This window comes from Brevibacillus reuszeri, from assembly GCF_002897295.1.
Classification (GTDB): domain Bacteria; phylum Bacillota; class Bacilli; order Brevibacillales; family Brevibacillaceae; genus Brevibacillus; species Brevibacillus reuszeri_A.
In genome coordinates this window covers 1-18,352 of record NZ_BEXF01000030.1, presented here as the reverse complement: position 1 = coordinate 18,352, position 18,352 = coordinate 1, and the positions used below count along the sequence as shown (strand labels likewise).

Below are 18,352 nucleotides of genomic sequence, written 5' to 3'. Positions count from 1 at the left end.
AAAAAGATAGCTATAGTGGAAAATATAAAAAACTAAATATTTTCCTCGTTTTCCGAAGGGAGTGTCATACGCATATGCAAGAGCGGATTATTCAGTGTGCGATTCAGGAAATAGAGGCACGGGGCGTACGGTTCACGATGTCCGATTTGGCGCGAAGAGCAGCGATGAGCACAAAGACCTTGTATGCCTATTTCCCATCAAAGGAAGCGCTGATCGCAAACGTGATTGAGGAAAGCCTGCAGGATATACGGGAGCGCGAGGATGAGATTTTGCACGATCACCAGATGGACTTGGCCGAAAAGATGAGGCAGCTTTTGGCCCTGGTCCCAAACAGCTTCGCCCGTACAGATTTGCGGGTATGGTATGAGCTCAAGCGTTATTATCCTGAGCAGTGGAAGCTGATTGAGGAATTCAACCAACAAGAGTGGGAGCATGTTCGAATCATTCTTGAGCACGGAGTCGAGCAAGGGATTTTTCGAAAAATCCAGTTGCCTGTCCTGATTCAAATGTACACGGGCGGCATCGAGCAGCTCATTGATCAGCAAATCGCAGGCAATCATCAGATGACGATCAGCGAAGCATTGGATGCCATGATTGATATTTTACTGGGCGGTCTTTTGGCTGCGCAAACAGGAGGAGAGGGAGAGAAATGACCAGCTGGATTTATTTGTTGATGGCCATTTTGCTGGAAGTGGCAGGTACGACGTCTATGAAGCTGTCTGAGGGGCTGAGTAAGCCTGTCCCAAGTGTCATGATGTTTATTTTCTACGTGCTGTGCTTTTCGTCACTAAGCATGGCGCTCAAAGAGATGGAGGTCGGCGTTGCCTACGCGATCTGGTCAGGACTCGGCACCGCAATCGTGGCGATCATCGGGGTGATTGTGTTCAAGGATGCGTTTACCGTTAAAAAAGTAATTGCGGTTGGCTTGATTATCGCGGGCTGCGTCTTGTTGAATCTGGGAGACGGGGCACATGGTCAGCAAGCGACAAAGCTTCCGCAGGACACGGGAATGGTTGCAAAATGAACGGGACGATGAGAAGGCTGCGTCCATTTTTTTGGCTAACTGACGTGGGGTTTGTTGTGTACTGGCTGGTTACCTTTTTAGAAATACTGCCAAAGCAATACATGTACCAGGATTATACTGATGCCAATCTGGTAGCGTGGAACCTGTCGTTCTTTCCGCTGGACATTTTTATTTCGCTGACCGGTTTTGCCAGCTTGTATGCCTATCACAAAGGGAAGGGCAGCTGGCAGCAGTTGGCACTGCTCTCGCTCGTGCTTACATTTTGCTCGGGCTTGCAGGCTATTGCTTTTTGGGCGTTCAAAGCCGATTTTGATTGGAGCTGGTGGATTCCGAATTTGTATTTGCTGATCTACCCGCTGTTTTTTCTACCCGGTTTTATGCGCGAGCGAAGCGCAGTCTCTTAAGCAGATTCCGATTAAATGTGGACAGGTGCAATCGGGGCAGATGTTGATAGAAAACATAGGTAGATACCCTATTTTCCGCTAGATGATGTCACGAGTCTATGCAGGTAAATGACACCCTGCATATACACATATAGTCATCAAAAATAAGAGGAAAGAGGGCGACAGCATGTATTATCCGAGTGCGCAATGGCCGTCATCGCAATCTTCGTTCTATAGTTATGGTCAGTCTTCCTATTATCCATCACAGCAAAGACCAGGGTACCCACAGCCTCCAGGTCAGGGATATGGGAGCAGTCAGGGCTGGGATCATAGACGCCGCAGATGTCCAGATCATTGTCGGTTTTGCCCACCAGAATGTTGTCGAGGTCGTCGCAGATACTAATTCATATTTTCTTATCGAAAGAATAGGGAAGAGCCAGATCCGCCATTAACGGGGATATGGCTCTTTTCACATCCATCGGTCAAAAACAGATTTCAACCTGCTGACACCTTCTTGAATCTGCTCTTCTGACACGTTTCCGTATCCAATGATGACCTTGTCCTCATGCCTGCCTTTGAGAATAGCATGCTCTTCCACAGGATATAGTCGCACGCCGTTCGCTTCCAAAGCTGCGAAGTGCTCATGTGTGAATGTTATCCCCGCGAAGGAAGCCACAATATGCAAGCCAGCAGACTCGCCCCATATGCATACCTGTTCTCCAAACGTTTGTCGGAGCACATCTGTCAGGCATTTTCGTCGTTTTTTGTACAGCTTTTTCACGCGGCTGATGTATTTCTCCAGGTGGCCTTCTTCGATAAAGTGACCAAGAGCAAGCTGATCAAGCGTAGACGTATGTAAATCTGTGAACCATTTTGCCTCCTGATACGGCTTGACCAAAGAGGGAGGGAGCACCAGATAGCCGAGGCGCAGACCAGGAGATAAAATCTTGCTGAACGAGCCAATGTAAATAACGCGATCTGGTGCTAAGCCTTGGATCGAGCTGATCGGGGCACTTTCGTAACGGAATTCGCTGTCATAGTCATCCTCTACGATGTAGCAGTCCATCTCGCGCGCATGCTGAATCAGCTGGATTCTACGCTGGATGGGCAATGTTCCGCCCAAAGGAAACTGGTGTGAGGGTGTGACAAATACAAAGCTGGGAGTGGTGAGAGGTGATTTCGGCAAATTCTCCATGACCATGCCGTGAGCATCTGTCGCTACTGGTTGGATCGCGGCTCCGGCAGAGCGGAAAATGGTTTGGATATCATGCGTAATCGGGTCTTCCATTTGTACCGTGCTGCCGGGAAAAAGCAGCACTTTGGCAATTAACGAGAGCGCTTGAGTGGCACCTGAGGTCATCACTATTTGCCAAGGCTCACACTGGACACCGCGCATTCGATACAAATAACGGCTCAATACCTCGCGCAGCTCCGGCTGGCCTTCGGGTCGACCGTAGCCAAAAGCTGAAGCAGGTGCTTCCTGACAAACCCGCTGCACCATTTTTCCCCATACAGCCCGTGGAAACAGCTCCAAGGCAGGAACTCCTGAACGAAAATCAATACAGGGCTCAGCTTCTTCTCTTATGTTTTGCGGTTGTGGTTCAGCTTGCTTCCTATTTCGCGCATGCTGCTCCAAATAGATGCCAGAAGCAACAAAATAGCCAGAGCCTTGCGTGCTTTCGATATAGCCTTCTGCCAAAAGCTGATCATAAGCCTCCACGACTACATTGCGTGAAACCTGCAGTTCAGCTGCCAGACTGCGGGTAGAAGGGAGCTTGTATCCGGTAGTAATCTCGCCTTGCAAAATCTTGGTGCGAATTTCTGTATACAATTGTCTGATTAACGACATCGGTTTTTCTCGATCAATGCTCAACCATAGCAAAATGAGGCAGCCTCCTAGTCAAACTGGTCCTGTTCAAATTAGGGCGAACTGGATCTGATTGTCTACAGCTTATCATGGTACGGTGAAGGAAGAGAATACGACGCCATGATAAAAGGAGCGAGTAAAAATGACTGTTGATGAGCAGAACACAGCCCACATTTTACGCACGATAGCGCGCGATGAGCGCATAAAGGAGGCTGTATTGCAATCGCCGCAGCTCTATCCGTTGCTGCTGGCTGCGGCGAAGCGCTATGTAACAGGTGAAACACGTGAGGACGCGATGGCTGTCGCCACGCGGCTGGAGAGTATGGGCTATCAGCTGTCCATCGAGCAAATCGGCGAAAATATAATGAATGTAGAGGCGGCAAAGCAGGTGCAGCTGGAATTTCTCGCTTTGACAAAGGATTGTGAACAGTTGCATGCGTCAGTAGGAATTTCTTTTGATCTGTCGAATCTGGGGCTGCTCACCCAGCCTGAAACGGCGTTTGCTCATGTAGACGAGCTCGCAGAGGTAGCCAAGCAATCCGGACAGTATTTGATGATCAGCATGGAGGAGTCAGCGAAGACGGAAGCGATCGTTAGCATGTACGAGCGTCTGGCGCAGCGTCATGAAAATCTGGGGATCACGATCCAGGCGCATCTGCACCGTTCACTGGAGGATATTAAGCGGGTAGCGGGATTGCCGGGCAAGGTCCGTTTGGTCAAAGGCGCGTTCATGGAGCCGCATGAGATTGCGCTGCCGCGTTCTACAGAGCTGAACGAGCGGTATTTGCAGCTGGCCGATATTTGTTTGCAGGCAGGAAAGCCATGCTCCTTTGCTACACATGATCAATGGCTGGTTGAAGCACTCAGGCAACGAGACTATGTATCGAGAGCAAACGTAGAGATGGAGCTTCTATATGGCGTTCGACCCGAGCTGGCAAGTAGTTTGCGAGAGCAGGGAGTTGTGGTACGGATTTATCTCACCTATGGCACCAAATGGTTTTTGTATTTATGTCACCGACTGGCAGAATATCCACCACATGTTCATCAGGCGATCGCGGACATGTTTGACCCGTCACGGATTAATGATGCCGCCTATAGGGTAGCTACATACAAATAGGAAGAGACAATGAGCGGAGCCACCTCGATTTCCTAGAGGTGGCTCTTCAACGTGAATAGCTACAGTAGTTGTTCCTTGCTTAATCCGGTTCGTACACAAATCCCCCAGCCAAAGACTTCTTGATTCGTGAGCTCGGCGCGAATGGTGTTTACTCCAGCCCTCCAGCGAACGGGAATGGTGGCGTGATTGCTCCGAATCCGTCCATCACTTGAGGGAGGGCTCCATCGCCACTCTCCCTGGTAAACCTCCTCTTCGTTCACCCATAAGCGAAGCTGGTCGCTAAAGCCGATCGATAAGAGTGATTCTGTAGCTGCCGCGCACGTGACGGTGCTTTGAGCTTGTATGCTAAGACCTTGTCTTGCTTCATAGAGTCGATTGATGTTGAGTATGCCATTTTCCTCTGTACGGACTTCCTTCCCTTGCTCTATGGCTTTTGGTTCGCTGCTGCTGGAAGCGTACGGCTCTGAAACCACCCAAGCCGTTACTAAATCAGCGGACAGACTTGTCACCGCATCTGCTTCGGCTATTGGACGAGGTGGGATCTCTTCCACGGACAGGTTTCGAATATACGCAGGTAAATATCCCCAGAATCCGATTTTTCCAGGCGAGCCACCATGCTGGAGTGTTGGGAGAGCCAGCTGGGGGACAGGGTCTTCGCCTACATAAACAAAAGCCCCCTCCGGATGGACCTCCACGGAAAGCTTGAGCCACTCGCCTGTTTTGTATGAATACGGCTTTTGATAGCGAGAGCCATTATAGATTTGCCAGGTCATGCAGCCGTTCATAATCGGATCGTATTGAATTTCTTCCGGTGCGAGGTAAACAAGCTCGTAATTTTGTGAATCCAGGGCGCCGAAGACAAGTCCGACAAAACCGACCTGCCGAGGGATGGAGACCTCTGCTTGCAGACGGAAACGATCAAAGGGCAGTGGCTCACGAAGAAAAACGGGAACGTTGATTTTTTCAAGAAAGAGCGCCTTTTGCTCACGCCATACGCCAGGTCGAGCGCCCGAGTCTCCCAGCTCAAAATGCTCCGTGTCATCCCATAGATTCCAAACAAACGATTTCATTTATCATGCTCCTTTTCTGAATCAAAAGTTTCTCCACAAAAAGGTTAAATTTACCATATCACGTGACTGTTCCTGCTGCGGAAAAAATAGATTGTAGCTTTTTTTCCATATTCATCGTCATTAATAATAGGAAATTAACAGATTTGTATGGAGAGAAACTGTTTATGGAGGTATAAAGCGAATGAAAACGGCGAAGTGCAGAAGGTGGCTGATTGCCATTTTTGCGTTCCTGCTCCTAGTAGCAGGAGGTCCTGGCAGCCTGGCTCCGATCGCCCATGCTGAGGAGGCAATCCAGCTTTCCGTGATAGCGGGGATCGGTGGGGAATACAAGGAAAACGGAATTGTTCCTGTTCAGGTGTCTGTCACCAATGGAGGTGCGGATATAGAGGGTGAGCTTTTAGTAGCTACCGGAGACAGGGGGAACAACGAGTTTTCTGTAGGGTACTATCAGAGCGTTTCGATAGCAAAGGGCGCCACGAAGCAGGTGACGATTACCGTTCCTGGCTCAGAGCTGAGTAGCAATACATACGTAGCTTTGATGAAAAACGGCAAGATTATCGCGCAAACACCTGTCGGAGGAAAGCGATACAACTACGATACGCTGATGGTAGGGGTACTTGCCCAAAGTCAGGATACAGCCAATTTCTTGGGGGTTTTGCCTAAGAATGCCGTTTCCTATGATGTGAGGGTGCTCCCGATGAAGCCGGAGCAGATTCCGACCTCAGGGGCACAGCTTCAGATGATTAACATGCTCGTTTTAAATAATTTTGCCCTCGACACGTTGAACGAACAGCAAATCCAGGCGATCCGTGATTGGACAAAGTCAGGCGGTCTTTTGGTGATGGCTGGGGGAGCGCAGTACAAAAAAACAGCAGGGGCACTGGCAGATTTGTCTCCGGTGGAAGTAACCGGAGTGACGACTGTGAGCTCTCTATCTAGTCTGGTTGCAGATAAGAACAAGCCGATTGAGCTCACCGCACCATTCACGATCAGTAATGGTACCCTAACAAAAGGAAAAGTGCTTTATGCTGAGGGTGGAGTGCCACTGTTTGCTGTCCAAAACGCAGGAGAAGGGAAAGTTCTGTACGCTGCGTATGATTTAGCGGAAGAACCGGTAGCCAGCTGGGCGGGGAATAGTCGCTTCTGGGCGGATACGCTGATCAAAGCATTTGGCTCGTCACTCGATAGCTCGCGAATGTCCAACTTTGATCGCTTGTGGCCGCTCCAAGAGGCAGCTGACCGGATTCCGGCTTTGAAAATTCCAGAGGTTAGCTGGTTTGCGCTGTTTTTTGGGGTGTATGCCCTGATCGCTGGACCTGTTTTGTATTTCATTTTGCGAGTGAAGCGTAAGCAGAGCTACATGTGGGTAATCGTTCCTGGGCTTGCGATTGTAACAGGAATCGGCATCTTCTCCTTTGGTGCCATGCAGCGCGGCTCTGGTGTCATGGTTCACCAGACAGGCTTTGTTCAGCTGACAAATGATGGACAAGCGAAGGCGAACGCCGTTACGGCATTTTTCGTACCGAGCAGCGGAGATTACAAAGTGACGATCAAAGGCCAGGGATTATCCCAGCCGATTTTGGAAAGCCGTCGATCCGATCAAATTCCAAAGATTTGGGCGTCGATTCAGGCTGACCAGTCAGAGATTCAGTTCCGGGACGTAGAATTTTGGTCGATGCGCAAGGTTGCATCAGAAAGAACCATTCCAGATGCGGGTACGATTGAATCCAATCTGTCCTATGCGAATGGAGCATTGACCGGGACGGTAACAAACAAGACCAATTTTACGCTCAAAGAAGTAAAAGTTGCCTCCAGTGCACAGACACAAGAGTTTCCGGAGCTTTTGCCTGGCGCAAGTGTAGAAGTGAATCTGCCTTTCCAGCCGTCAGCACAAATGAGGAACAATCAGAAACAGCGTCTGGCTACGCAATTGCTGCCACAACGTTTGCAGCAGACTCCACGGGAACAATCGCGTGAAGAGATCATGCTGGACATGGTGGAGTATTGGCAGAGACGAGGGGTTCAATCAGAAGTGATGATTGCAGGCTGGACGGATCAGCCAATCGTAGAGGCGACCGTGCAAAATGAAAAAGTCAAATCCGACAGCATCTCTTTAATTACTTCTGCTCTGGAAGTAAAACCGTCCAAGGACGGACATGTATATTATCCGGTTGGTACGTTTGATGTGACGATGTCCGGAAGCTCCGTTCCTGTAGAGGATGAGGGAGAGGGCTACAGACTGCCAGCTGGAGACATTACCTTTGATATCAACCTGTATCGGGATGAAAAGAAGCTTAGCATCACCAATTTGTATCTGTATACATGGTCAGATGACAATACGCCGTTTTCCAAAGAGGTATACAACTGGAAGACCAAGGCATACGAGCCGTTTGAAAAAGTGTTTACCAACAATGTCATGACGGGAGACAAGGCAGGCAGCTTCTTATCCGCCGATGGTATTATCCGCCTCAAATTTGCCCACCAGTTTGGTGATCATCGCCACATTGGGGTTCCGAATGTCAGTGTGGAAGGGAAGGTGAGTAACCCGTGATTCAGATTCAAAATTTGCGGAAGCGCTATGGCAAAATGGAGGCTTTGAAGGGACTGTCGCTTGAGATTGACAAGGGAACGGTATTTGGTTTTGTCGGTCCGAATGGTGCAGGAAAATCAACGACGATGTCCATTTTGGCGACGCTTTTGGAACCGACGAGTGGAAAGGCATATGTGGGCGGATACGAGGTAACGAAGAATCCAAAGGAAGTTCGTAAGCTGATTGGCTACATGCCTGACTTTTTTGGCGTTTACGATAATTTGACAGCAGAGGAGTACCTGGATTTTTACGGGGCCAACTACGATATCCCGGCAGCCGAAAGAAAACAGATCATCCCTCAATTGCTGGAGCTGGTCAATCTCAGTCACAAGCGGGATGCTTACGTAGATTCCCTGTCCCGCGGGATGAAGCAACGGCTCGGCTTGGCCAGGTCGCTTGTTCACAATCCGGAGGTGCTCATTTTAGATGAGCCTGCTTCTGGTCTGGACCCGCGAGCGCGAATTGAGCTGCGCGAGATTTTAAAAGAACTGCGTGATATGGGCAAGACGATCATTATTAGCTCGCACATTTTGCCGGAGCTGGCAGAGATGTGTGATGTGATCGGAATCGTGGAAGAGGGCAATCTGGTTGCCTTTGGACGCGTGGACGAAATTTACTCCAAAATGCAGGAGCAGCGCGTACTGCGCATTCGCCTGTTGGATCAGGTGGAGGAAGCGATGACGCGTATGCGTGAAATGGCTGTGATCACCAACGTGACCAGAGAAGGAAACTGGATTGTAGCCGGATTTTCCGGGAATGACGAGCAGCAGGTGGAGCTACTACGAGAGCTGGCTGTAGCAGGCTTTCCCGTAGCGGCGTTCAATGAGACGGTTGGTGATCTGGAAGAAATCTTCCTGGAAATTACGAAGGGGGTGGGCTCATGAACGTTTTGAAGCGATTGCGCAACCCTGTTTTATTTAATGAGTGGAAAATGCGGATGCGCACGAACCGCTCCCCGTGGATCATTTTCCTGTACTTGCTGACACTTGGCGGGATGACGCTGCTTTACATTTTCCTACAGACGAATGGAGGGACCTACTACAATCCCAACCAGACCCGTGAGCTGTTCATGATCCTCTCTATATTGCAGCTTGGTATGATCGGGTTTGTTGTTCCAGGGCTGACGGCCGGTGTCATCTCGGGTGAGCGTGAGCGGCAGACTCTGAGCATCCTGCTCACGACCAATGTGAGTGCGACCAGACTGATTTTGGGAAAATGGCTCGCATCACTTAGCTTTATGACGTTTCTCGTATTCTCGACGATTCCGTTGTACGCCATTGTCTTTTTGTACGGGGGAATTTCACCGGGGCAATTATTCAAGGTATTTGGCTTTTATGTCATTACAATGTTTGGCATTGGCAGTATCGGTGTGCTTTTGTCCACGCTTATTAAGCGGACAGGAATTGCAACGGTTGTCAGCTACGCGATCGTTTTCGGATTTGCAATCGGCTCTAGTGTACTGGCAGAGATCATTCGCGAGCTGATCCGTTATCAGCGCCGAGTGAATTATGCTACGCAGGCTCCATTTCCGCTTTGGCCTGATCTTTTGCACAGTATCAATCCGCTGTTTGCGATGCTGAACATTTTTGGAGAAGGTCCTGTCCGAGATTTGACGAGAATGAACAATACGCAATTTACAATGCTGAATATCGATCCATTCTGGTATTACTGCCTCTTTTTGGCGCTTGTTACGGTCGTCTGCTTGCTCCTGGCAATTTACTTTATTCAGCCAGTACGACCGCGATTCCGCAAATCCGCTCAAGTGGAGCAGTAAGCCATGTTTATTCCAAAAACAACTGACGAGCTGCAGTCACTGCTAGAGCCGATTCGCAAAAGGCTGGCGCTTCACATTTTCATACGGCAATTGACGGTGTTCGGCTTGTGGGGGCTGGGAGGGAGCGTACTGCTTCTCCTCCTGGCTCGTCTATGGCCGATTCCTTATTATGGATGGATTGCATTCAGTTTGTTTGTACTGTCACTCGTAATTGGCGGGGCAAGTGTATTTTGGCGAAAGCCTACAGCCCTGCAGAGCGCTCGGTTCGCAGATGAGAATGGCTTGGCTCAGCGTGTAGTTACGGCGTGGGAAAATCGTGCGAACGAGTCGCGCGTGGCAGCGATGCAAAGAGAAGATGCGTTGCGATGGTTACGCAAACAGCTGCCGCAGATCGTAGAAAATATTCACGTATGGGCAGACGTGCGAAAAAACAAGTATGCCATCGGTGGATTGGCTGTGGTGTTTCTTGCCCTATTCCTGTGGCCCAATCCGCAAGATGTGAGGCTCGCCCAGCTGGCAGAGGAGCAAAAGCTTGTGGCTCAGGTGGAAAAAGAAGTCGAGGCTATTAAGCAGGAAGCCAAAACGAATCCGGCTATGAGCGAGGAACAGAAAAAGCAGCTGGAAGAAATGCTGGAGCAAACAAAAAAGGCGCTGGCAAAGGCAGATGATCCGGCAGAAAGGCTCAATGCCTTGAGAGCAGCCGAAAAGCAGCTGGAGAAATTGCGGGAGGCTGAGCAACGGAAAGCGTCTGCACTGGCCCAGCTTCAGCGCAATTTGGGTAGTCAGCAAGGAACGCGTGCTCTCGCTGAGGCGATGGACAGCGGGGACAGGCAGAAGATGACGGATGCCCTCAAGCAGATGGAAAAAGCTCTGGAGGCTATGACGCCAAAAGAACGAGAGCAGCTGGGAAGCGAGCTGGAAAAGGCCGCTAACGAGTTGCAAAAGGCAGCTGAAGCGGCACAATCCGAAGAGTTAAAAGAAATCGCAAACCAATTGGCACAGGCAGCCGAGCAAACAGCACAGGGACAGGTGCCACAGGCGATGACTGCGATGCAGGATAGTCTGATGCAAGCGATGGCAGGTACGCAGCAAGCTCAGCAAGGGATGCTGGCAGCAGCAAATGCAGCAGCTTCTCTCCAGCAGTCCCAGATGACGCTGGCGAGTGCAGGTGCCGCAGGAAGTAGCGGGACAGCGGGAGCGGGAGCCGCATCGGGTACTCCGGGCACTAGTCCGGCTGTACCTGCATCGGGAAATCCTTCAACAGGAACAGCAGCGAACGCCAATCCAGGCTCGGGTGCTGCAAACCAGCCGGCTGGTGGAAATAATGGCAACGGTCAAGGAAATGGCTCGGGTCAAGGAAACGGAACTGGCCAAGGCAACGGCTCTGGAACAGGCGACGGATCAGGCAGCGGTCAAGGAAGCGGTCAAGGCTCTGGAGCAGGACTGGGAGCAGGAAACCACGAGCTGGTTACGATTCCGTCCAACCGCATCGGCGGTGATAATGGACCGTCTGAGACAGTTGGAGGACCTTTGGGTGCCGGGCCATCACAATCGCAACAAAGCGGCGATACACAGGTATCCTCCGGCAGTACCTTGCCTTACGAGGAAGTATACGGACAGTATGAGCAGTTTGCCCGCGAGAGTATGGAAAAAAGCAGTATTCCCGGTGATTATCAAGAGGTTGTAAAGGAGTACTTCAGCAAAATTGAGCCGTAAACGGATTCAGATAGAAGAGAGGGAGGGGACGCGGCTATGGCGCAGCAAACCTTGGAGGATTGTCTGCAACGAGTAGAGCTCGTTAGACAAGAGATTGGGAAAGTGTTGGTAGGACAAAAAGACGTCGTGGAACAGCTCCTTTGGGCGGTATTTGCTGGCGGCCATGCACTTCTTGAGGGTGTGCCCGGTTTGGGAAAGACACTCTTGGTACGTACACTGTCGCAGGCATTTGAGCTATCGTTTCAGCGTATCCAGTTTACCCCGGACTTGATGCCGACAGATATTACAGGAACGAATATTTTGCTTGTCGATGAATCAGGGCAGCAATCGTTCCAGTTTCAAAAAGGGCCGATTTTTGCCCATGTTGTGCTTGCCGACGAGATTAACCGCGCGACACCAAAGACACAGAGTGCTCTTTTGGAGGCGATGCAGGAGCGAACTGTTTCTGCCGGAGGGGTCACGCGGCCACTCCCTGATCCATTTTTCGTTTTGGCAACACAAAACCCGTTGGAGCAAGAAGGCACCTATCCATTGCCAGAGGCGCAAATGGATCGCTTTTTACTGAAGATTGACGTGCCGTATCCGACAGAAGAAGAACTAAAAGCAATTGTGCTGCGGACAACCACCGGGCAAGCCATACATGTGGAAAAGGTCGCGTCTGCTGAGCAGATTGCTGAAATTCAGCAAGCGGCGCGCGATGTGCTGGTAGCAGATGCGGTACTGGATTATGCTGTTGGACTGCTCCTGGCAACGCATCCTGGCGAAAAGGCAGTAGCGTCCGTGAACCAATACGTGCGTAACGGAGCAGGTCCGCGTGGAGTTCAGGCGATGGTCGCGCTGGCAAAGGTACGTGCACTGCTCTCGGGTCGCTACAATCTGGCCTATGAGGATGTGGAGGCCGTAGCTTTGCCAGCCCTTCGCCATCGGATCTTCCTCAATTTTGAAGGGGAGGCAAATGGCATTCGTCCTGACCGTATTGTCCGCGATATTTTGCAGGGACTGGAGAGCAAGAAGGTATGAGCCAGCACCTGCTTGACCCATCGTGGCTCGCAAGGCTGGAACGGATGCAAATGGCGACCAGAAGACTTGTTAGCGGCAGTCATGCGGGCGGACGGCGGGCTAGACAGCTGGGCAGCTCCATGGAGTTTGCCGATTACCGGGCGTATGTTCCCGGAGACGATCTGCGCCAGCTCGATTGGAATGCCTACGCACGGTCGGGAAAGCTTTTTTTGAAAAAGTATTTAGACGAGACGGAGCTTCACGTCACACTGTACATTGATTGCAGTCGCTCGATGGGCTACGGGAAGCCGGGAAAAATGGAGCGGGCGGTGCAAATTGCGGCTGCCCTCGGTTATTTGTCACTATGCAACCTGGATCATGTCTCTGTCTTTGCTTTTGACAGCCAAATTACTGCCTCCCTGCAGGGATTACAGGGAAAAAAACAGGCGCATCGACTTCTCAGCTTTTTGTCTTCGCTAAAAGAGGGCGGGACGGGTGATCTGAATACAGCGATGCGATTGCCAGGTGCCGTGCATGGCAAATCGGGCATTTCGATTGTGCTGTCGGACTTTTTGTTCGAGTCAGGCTACTCCCCGGGGATTGCCTATTTGCAGGCTGCCCGCCAGGAGGTAGTACTGGTACAGGTGCTCTCACAGGAAGAGCTGCAGCCAGCCTATCAGGGCGAGCTGAGATTGATAGATTCCGAGACCCGTCAGGCAAAAGAGGTGTCCGTAACGGGCCTCCTCATGGAAGAGTATCGGAAAAGCCTTGCGGACTACCAGCAGGAGCTGACCTCTTTTGCTTACGGTAGAGGGATTACTTGTGTGGCTATCGAAGCCGAGCAAACGCTAGAGTCTATTGTGTTCCAAGTATTTCGTCAGGCAGGCATGATTCGCTAGAGAGGAGAGAGACAACCATGCAGTGGATGGCACTAGGCAACTTGTGGTTCGCATTGATCATCCCCGCCATTATCGTCCTCTATCTGCTCAAGCGAAAAGTAGAGGATCGCGTCGTACCAAGCACGCTTCTGTGGCAGCGAACGCTGCAAAACTGGGAGGCGGTAAGACCGTGGGAAAAGCTCCGGCGCAATCTGTTGTTGATTCTGCAATTACTGATTGCATGTCTTTTACTTTTGGCTTTGCTTAGGCCAGCTGTACCAACAGACGGAATCTCCACCGATCATACGGTACTCGTGGTCGATACTTCAGGCAGCATGCTGGCCAAAGAAGGCGAAGTAACGAGGATGGAGCGCGCGGTCTCGACTGCTCAAGGCTTGGTAGAGCAGCTGGGCAGCGGACAGACCATGACGCTGATCGAGGCAGGACGCGAGCCGAACGTGCTCCTCTCCAAAAGTGACGACAAGCAAGCGTTAATTAATGCGTTGCAAGAACTCTCCGCTTTTCCCGGAGCGGCAGATACCAATGCTGCGTATTCATTGGCAGGAGCCATCGCAGCGAATGAACCAGGAAGTGGCGTTGTATGGATTGGGGATGGAAGCGGGGAGCGCAAGCTGGAAACGGGAGCAGCATCTTCTTTTCAGGGGCCATTTCGTTTTATGCAAATGGGACGGACGCGAGAGAACACGGCAATCGGTGTTTTTGTGACGCAGCCAGCAGCAAAAGGAGTAGAAGGACTGCTGCGGCTCGATCATTACGGCAGTCAGCCTACGCGAGGGACCATTACGATTTTTGATGGGGAAAACAAGCTTTTGGATACAGACTCCTTTTCGATGGAAGCTGGCGGGTCTTATACAGCCTCTTTTCAGGCTTTACCTGTGTCTCCTGTTTACCGCGCAGTCATTGAGCCAGAACAGGATGGACTAGCAGAAGACAACGAAATGTGGAGCGTGCCGTTTGCAGTTGGCAAGGGTAAGGCTGTTCTTCTTTCGCCGGATGGGAACCGCTTTTTGCATCAAGCCCTGCAAACTGTAGGAAATATGGATGTGGAGACAATTCAGCAAGCTCCGCAGCAAAAAGCAGAAGCTAGCGATTTGTGGATTTATGACGGAATAGTTCCTGATAAACTGCCAGATGCCAACGTACTGTTGCTGGCCCCTGATCGTAAAACGAATTGGCTGCCATTGCAGGGGAAACGGGAGCTGGAGCAGCAGCCAAAAGCGGTTGCACAGGACGATGCGTTGCTCAAATACGTAGATTGGCGTGATGTTCACACAGCGGCAAGTGCCGAGCTGGATGAAATGCCAGGCATGAAGACACTTGTACGTGCCGGGGAGACGGATTTAGTGAGAGCGGGTGTCATTGACGGAAGACGGGTTGTAATCATCGGATTTGATCTGCATGAATCTGACCTGCCTCTGCGTCCAGCTTTTCCGATTCTCATGCAAAATATAGTGACCTGGCTATCTCCTACACAATCGGCTCCAATCGGTTCAGCTCATCCAGGCGAGGTATTGTCTATTCCGCTTACGCCGGGAGCTTCCGAGCGGACGATGACGTACCCGAATGGACAAAAAACCTCGATCACAGGCGAAGGAACTACATGGATGATGCAGGTTCCTGACGAGCTGGGCTTGTATCGTCTCGACGAAGTGATGGACAGCGGGCAACAGACGAGATATTTTGCTGTGCAGATGAGTGAGACGGAATCGGATATTATGCCAAAGGCTCAGCGGATGGGTATGGAGCCTCAAGCTGGTCAACTAGAGGGAGGAGAAAAAGCAGCAAGCTCGGCAGGGGCTATGGAGCTGACGTATTGGTTGGCAGCGCTAGCTCTCTTGGTGCTTTGTGTGGAATGGAGGGTGTATCAACGTGGGTATTAATTTTGTACAGCCGCTATTCCTCTTGCTTTTGCTTCCCATTATTTATTTGCTATACAGCTGGTGGCGTCAGCAAAAACAGATGCCCATCGGTAGAAAAGCGGCGATCGCGACCATTCGATCGATCTTGTTCCTGCTGCTTGTTTTAGCGTTGGCCGGAACACAGCTGCTGACTCCGATTCAGGCGAAAACGATCGTTTTTGTAGTAGACCGCTCCGCATCGATGAAGGACGACCCGCGGATCATGTCTTTTTTGCGGGAGGCTGTCGAGCAGAAGAGGGCAGAAGACAAGTATGCGATCGTCTCTGTCGGGGCGGAGGCTGCTGTAGATCAACCGTTGACTATGCGACCTGAAATATCGCCCTTGGGTGTGGAGGTGAATCGCCATGCCACAAATTTGGCAGAGGGTATTCGCCTTGCATCCGCGATGATTCCAAGCAATGCGAGGGGAAAGGTCGTCTTGCTTACGGACGGGATTGCGACCAGTGGCGATGCCGCCCGTCAGACCAAGCTCTCTTCTGACCGAGGAATTGCCGTAGAAGCCGTTTCCTTGCAGCAGCCACAGGGCGATGAGGTCGTACTCACCTCCGTGCAGGTACCGCAGCATTTATACGCGGGAGAGGAATACGGCATCAGTGTAGATGTGGAAAGCACGTTAGCTACCGAGGCAATTCTTCGCTTGTACGAGGGGAATCGAGAAGCTGGACAGCAAATCGTGCAGATTGATAAAGGAAAAAACCGTTTTGTGTTCTCGCAAAAGGCGATGCAGGAGGGCTTTCATCGTTTTCGCGTAGAAATTGAACCGAAGCAAGATACGGTGCAGGCAAACAATCAGGCTACAGCTTACACAGAGGTCGCAGGTTCCCCTGTGATTCTCGTAGCTGAGGGTCATCCCGGTGCCGCGACCAATCTGGTTCAGGCGCTGGAGGCGAGCAGCCTAAAAGTAGAAGTGCGAGATTTGGCGCTTTTACCAAAGGAGCTGGATGGATACAAGCAGTATGCTACCGTCATTTTAGCGGATGTACCTGCCACTCAAATGGGCGATGCCGATATGGAGCGCATGCGGACAGCGGTACGTGATTTGGGGATGGGGCTGATTATGACCGGGGGAAGTGACAGCTTTGGGATGGGCGGCTGGTTTCAGACGCCGATCGAGGAAGCACTTCCGGTCCATATGGATTTAAAAGGAAAAGAGCAGCTGCCTTCTCTCGGACTACAGCTCGTGATCGACAAGTCCGGCAGTATGACAGGTGATGCTAGAGGCCTGGATAAAATGGAGCTGGCTAAGGAAGCGGCAATCCGCGCGACAACGATGATGAATCAGCAGGATTACATCGGTGTCATTGCTTTTGACGGTGACCCGTGGGAGGTTGTAAAACCGCAGACCGTTACTAAGCTGAATGAGATTCAGCAGCAGATTGGCAGCATCGTAGCTGATGGCGGCACGGATATTTTCCCGGCTCTGCAAATGGCGTATGAAAGCGTCAAAACGATGAAAACGCAGCGCAAGCACGTCATTTTGCTGACTGATGGACAGTCCGGTATGCAGGATGATTATCAAGGCTTGCTTCAACAGATGGCAGGCGAAAACATCACAGTGTCTACGGTAGCGGTTGGTGATGATGCGGATACGCACCTTTTGCAGATGATTGCTGAGTGGGGAAAAGGCAGATATTACTTTGCCAACGATGCCGAGTCGATCCCGAAAATTTTCAGCAAGGAAACCGCTTTGGCAAGTCGCACCTTTATCGTGGAAAAACCGCAAGTCCCGGCTCTCATGGGGGCTGGAGCATGGGCTTCCCTGCAGCAGGGCTTGCCGCCACTGCGGGCATATGTCGCCACAACACCGAAGCAGACTGCCGAAACATCGCTGATGAGCATGGACGAGGATCCGATCCTGACTCGCTGGCAGTACGGGCTCGGACGCTCGGTTGCGTGGACGAGCGACCTCGAAGGAAAATGGGCTCCAGATTGGGTTAGCTGGGGAGGAAACAGCCGGCTGTGGAATGAAATCGTAGCATGGACACTGCCGCAAATTAAAGAGGGCGAATGGAAAACGCAAACCGTTCTTGAAGGAACCCGTGGAAAGGTCACAGTTACACTGCCTGCTGGGAAAGCTATGCCACAGGAGCTGGAGGCGGTCGTCCTCAATCAGGACATGGAGCGAGAGCTGATCCGACTCAAGCCTATTGCCCCTGGCGTCATGGAAGGTAATTTTGATACAAACGATCCAGGGACGTATTTGATTCAGATCGTTGAGAAGGCACAAGGAAAAGTAGCCGCCAGTCAAACGACAGGATTGACCGTTTCGTACTCCCCTGAGTATGGCATGCCAAGTGACGGTGAAAAAGAGCTGCGTAGCTGGCTCGTTGTCGGTGGAGGCAAGCAAATATCTCAGGCGGGCGAGGTTTTTGGCGGGACGTTACCTGATAAGTGGGATACGCAATCGATTAGTCAGTGGCTTCTGATGCTAGCGGCCTTACTTCTACCATTTGATGTTGCTGTACGTCGTTTGCAGCTTCCTGATCATTGGTGGATGAGAGTAGCAAGCATGTGGACGCGCCGCCCGCGCGCATCGACAGACACAAAGCAGCAAGCCGTGCTGACACGCCTCGGGGAAAAACGGGCAAGCCAGCGAAGCGCTATCCAGACTAAAGCGAGCGATGCGAGCAGCACGCAGACAAGCGCTGGATCTGCTGCGCGATCAGCAGCAACAACTCGCGCGGTACCGAACAAAGCAGCGCCTCAGGAGACGAAAAAAGAGCAAGAAAACAAAGAACAAGCCCAGCAAGATGCAACATTAAATCGTCTGCTGGCAGCTAAAAAGCGTCGAACCAAGTAACCTATCATTATATGGTTACTACAAATCAAATAAGCACTTAAAAACAGCCATTAATTGCGAATAGCAATGAATTGCACCCCAATTGTTAGACACACCTAACAGTTGGAGGTGCAGTTTTTTTGTCTAAGTTTACTGCAAAAGATAAATTATCAGCAGTTCTTCGCTATTTGTATGGTAAAGAGACTCATGCTGCT

At 51.1% G+C, this 18,352-nt stretch carries 14 protein-coding genes; 12 read left to right on the top strand and 2 right to left on the bottom strand.

Annotation, left to right across the window (positions count from 1 at the left end; genetic code table 11):
* Positions 1-74 precede the first annotated feature (74 nt).
* The 3 genes from C3B52_RS30150 to C3B52_RS30140 are packed head-to-tail and all read left to right on the top strand — an operon-like array spanning position 75 to position 1,428.
* The gene (locus C3B52_RS30150; protein ID WP_103110052.1) at positions 75-653 is read left to right on the top strand and encodes a TetR/AcrR family transcriptional regulator; all 579 of its coding nucleotides are present in this window, start codon (positions 75-77) and stop codon (positions 651-653) included.
* The gene (locus C3B52_RS30145) at positions 650-1,024 is read left to right on the top strand and encodes a DMT family transporter (RefSeq protein WP_103110051.1); all 375 of its coding nucleotides are present in this window, start codon (positions 650-652) and stop codon (positions 1,022-1,024) included. The genes C3B52_RS30150 and C3B52_RS30145 overlap by 4 nt, the downstream gene beginning before the upstream one ends.
* 8 nt (positions 1,025-1,032) lie before the next feature.
* Positions 1,033-1,428, top strand: a complete 396-nt coding sequence (locus C3B52_RS30140; protein WP_123058875.1) for a YvaD family protein — start codon at positions 1,033-1,035, stop codon at positions 1,426-1,428.
* A gap of 448 nt (positions 1,429-1,876) precedes the next feature.
* Here the strand turns inward: C3B52_RS30140 and pdxR are convergent, their stop codons facing one another.
* The gene (gene pdxR, locus C3B52_RS30130) at positions 1,877-3,289 is read right to left on the bottom strand and encodes a MocR-like pyridoxine biosynthesis transcription factor PdxR (protein WP_103110048.1); all 1,413 of its coding nucleotides are present in this window, start codon (positions 3,287-3,289) and stop codon (positions 1,877-1,879) included.
* A gap of 127 nt (positions 3,290-3,416) precedes the next feature.
* Between pdxR and C3B52_RS30125 the strand changes: the two genes are divergently transcribed.
* The gene (locus C3B52_RS30125; protein ID WP_103110047.1) at positions 3,417-4,391 is read left to right on the top strand and encodes a proline dehydrogenase family protein; all 975 of its coding nucleotides are present in this window, start codon (positions 3,417-3,419) and stop codon (positions 4,389-4,391) included.
* 59 nt (positions 4,392-4,450) lie between these two features.
* Here the strand turns inward: C3B52_RS30125 and C3B52_RS30120 are convergent, their stop codons facing one another.
* Positions 4,451-5,461: a hypothetical protein gene (locus tag C3B52_RS30120; protein ID WP_103110046.1), complete on the bottom strand. Its 1,011-nt coding sequence runs from the start codon at positions 5,459-5,461 to the stop codon at positions 4,451-4,453.
* 181 nt (positions 5,462-5,642) lie between these two features.
* Between C3B52_RS30120 and C3B52_RS30115 the strand changes: the two genes are divergently transcribed.
* The 8 genes from C3B52_RS30115 to C3B52_RS30080 are packed head-to-tail and all read left to right on the top strand — an operon-like array spanning position 5,643 to position 18,158.
* Positions 5,643-8,012: a DUF7408 domain-containing protein gene (locus C3B52_RS30115; protein ID WP_103110045.1), complete on the top strand. Its 2,370-nt coding sequence runs from the start codon at positions 5,643-5,645 to the stop codon at positions 8,010-8,012.
* Positions 8,009-8,935, top strand: coding sequence for an ABC transporter ATP-binding protein (locus tag C3B52_RS30110; RefSeq protein ID WP_103110044.1), 927 nt, complete (start codon positions 8,009-8,011; stop codon positions 8,933-8,935). The genes C3B52_RS30115 and C3B52_RS30110 overlap by 4 nt, the downstream gene beginning before the upstream one ends.
* Entirely contained in the window at positions 8,932-9,825 is an 894-nt protein-coding gene (locus C3B52_RS30105) for an ABC transporter permease (protein WP_103110043.1), read from the top strand. Before C3B52_RS30110 ends, C3B52_RS30105 begins: the two co-directional genes overlap by 4 nt.
* 3 nt (positions 9,826-9,828) lie before the next feature.
* The gene (locus C3B52_RS30100; RefSeq protein ID WP_103110042.1) at positions 9,829-11,541 is read left to right on the top strand and encodes a hypothetical protein; all 1,713 of its coding nucleotides are present in this window, start codon (positions 9,829-9,831) and stop codon (positions 11,539-11,541) included.
* A 36-nt stretch (positions 11,542-11,577) separates the two neighbouring features.
* Positions 11,578-12,561 carry an AAA family ATPase gene (locus C3B52_RS30095; protein ID WP_103110041.1) on the top strand — a complete coding sequence of 328 codons (984 nt, stop codon included), beginning with the start codon at positions 11,578-11,580 and terminating at the stop codon, positions 12,559-12,561.
* Positions 12,558-13,439 (top strand): DUF58 domain-containing protein, encoded by an 882-nt coding sequence (locus tag C3B52_RS30090; protein ID WP_103110040.1) that lies wholly within the window; start codon positions 12,558-12,560, stop codon positions 13,437-13,439. The genes C3B52_RS30095 and C3B52_RS30090 overlap by 4 nt, the downstream gene beginning before the upstream one ends.
* 17 nt (positions 13,440-13,456) lie before the next feature.
* Complete coding sequence (locus tag C3B52_RS30085; protein WP_103110039.1) at positions 13,457-15,319, top strand: vWA domain-containing protein; 1,863 nt, start codon at positions 13,457-13,459, stop codon at positions 15,317-15,319.
* Complete coding sequence (locus C3B52_RS30080; protein ID WP_103110038.1) at positions 15,309-18,158, top strand: VWA domain-containing protein; 2,850 nt, start codon at positions 15,309-15,311, stop codon at positions 18,156-18,158. Before C3B52_RS30085 ends, C3B52_RS30080 begins: the two co-directional genes overlap by 11 nt.
* Positions 18,159-18,352 lie beyond the last annotated feature (194 nt).

What these genes read in the sequence shown, in the direction of transcription:
- C3B52_RS30085 (WP_103110039.1), top strand. Translation starts at nt 13,457, where the DNA reads ATGCAGTGGATGGCACTAGGCAACTTGTGGTTCGCATTGATCATCCCC.
- C3B52_RS30115 (WP_103110045.1), top strand. Translation starts at nt 5,643, where the DNA reads ATGAAAACGGCGAAGTGCAGAAGGTGGCTGATTGCCATTTTTGCGTTC.
- C3B52_RS30090 (WP_103110040.1), top strand. Translation starts at nt 12,558, where the DNA reads ATGAGCCAGCACCTGCTTGACCCATCGTGGCTCGCAAGGCTGGAACGG.
- C3B52_RS30100 (WP_103110042.1), top strand. Translation starts at nt 9,829, where the DNA reads ATGTTTATTCCAAAAACAACTGACGAGCTGCAGTCACTGCTAGAGCCG.
- C3B52_RS30120 (WP_103110046.1), bottom strand. Translation starts at nt 5,461, where the DNA reads ATGAAATCGTTTGTTTGGAATCTATGGGATGACACGGAGCATTTTGAG.
- C3B52_RS30150 (WP_103110052.1), top strand. Translation starts at nt 75, where the DNA reads ATGCAAGAGCGGATTATTCAGTGTGCGATTCAGGAAATAGAGGCACGG.
- C3B52_RS30145 (WP_103110051.1), top strand. Translation starts at nt 650, where the DNA reads ATGACCAGCTGGATTTATTTGTTGATGGCCATTTTGCTGGAAGTGGCA.
- C3B52_RS30105 (WP_103110043.1), top strand. Translation starts at nt 8,932, where the DNA reads ATGAACGTTTTGAAGCGATTGCGCAACCCTGTTTTATTTAATGAGTGG.
- C3B52_RS30125 (WP_103110047.1), top strand. Translation starts at nt 3,417, where the DNA reads ATGACTGTTGATGAGCAGAACACAGCCCACATTTTACGCACGATAGCG.
- C3B52_RS30095 (WP_103110041.1), top strand. Translation starts at nt 11,578, where the DNA reads ATGGCGCAGCAAACCTTGGAGGATTGTCTGCAACGAGTAGAGCTCGTT.
- C3B52_RS30140 (WP_123058875.1), top strand. Translation starts at nt 1,033, where the DNA reads ATGAGAAGGCTGCGTCCATTTTTTTGGCTAACTGACGTGGGGTTTGTT.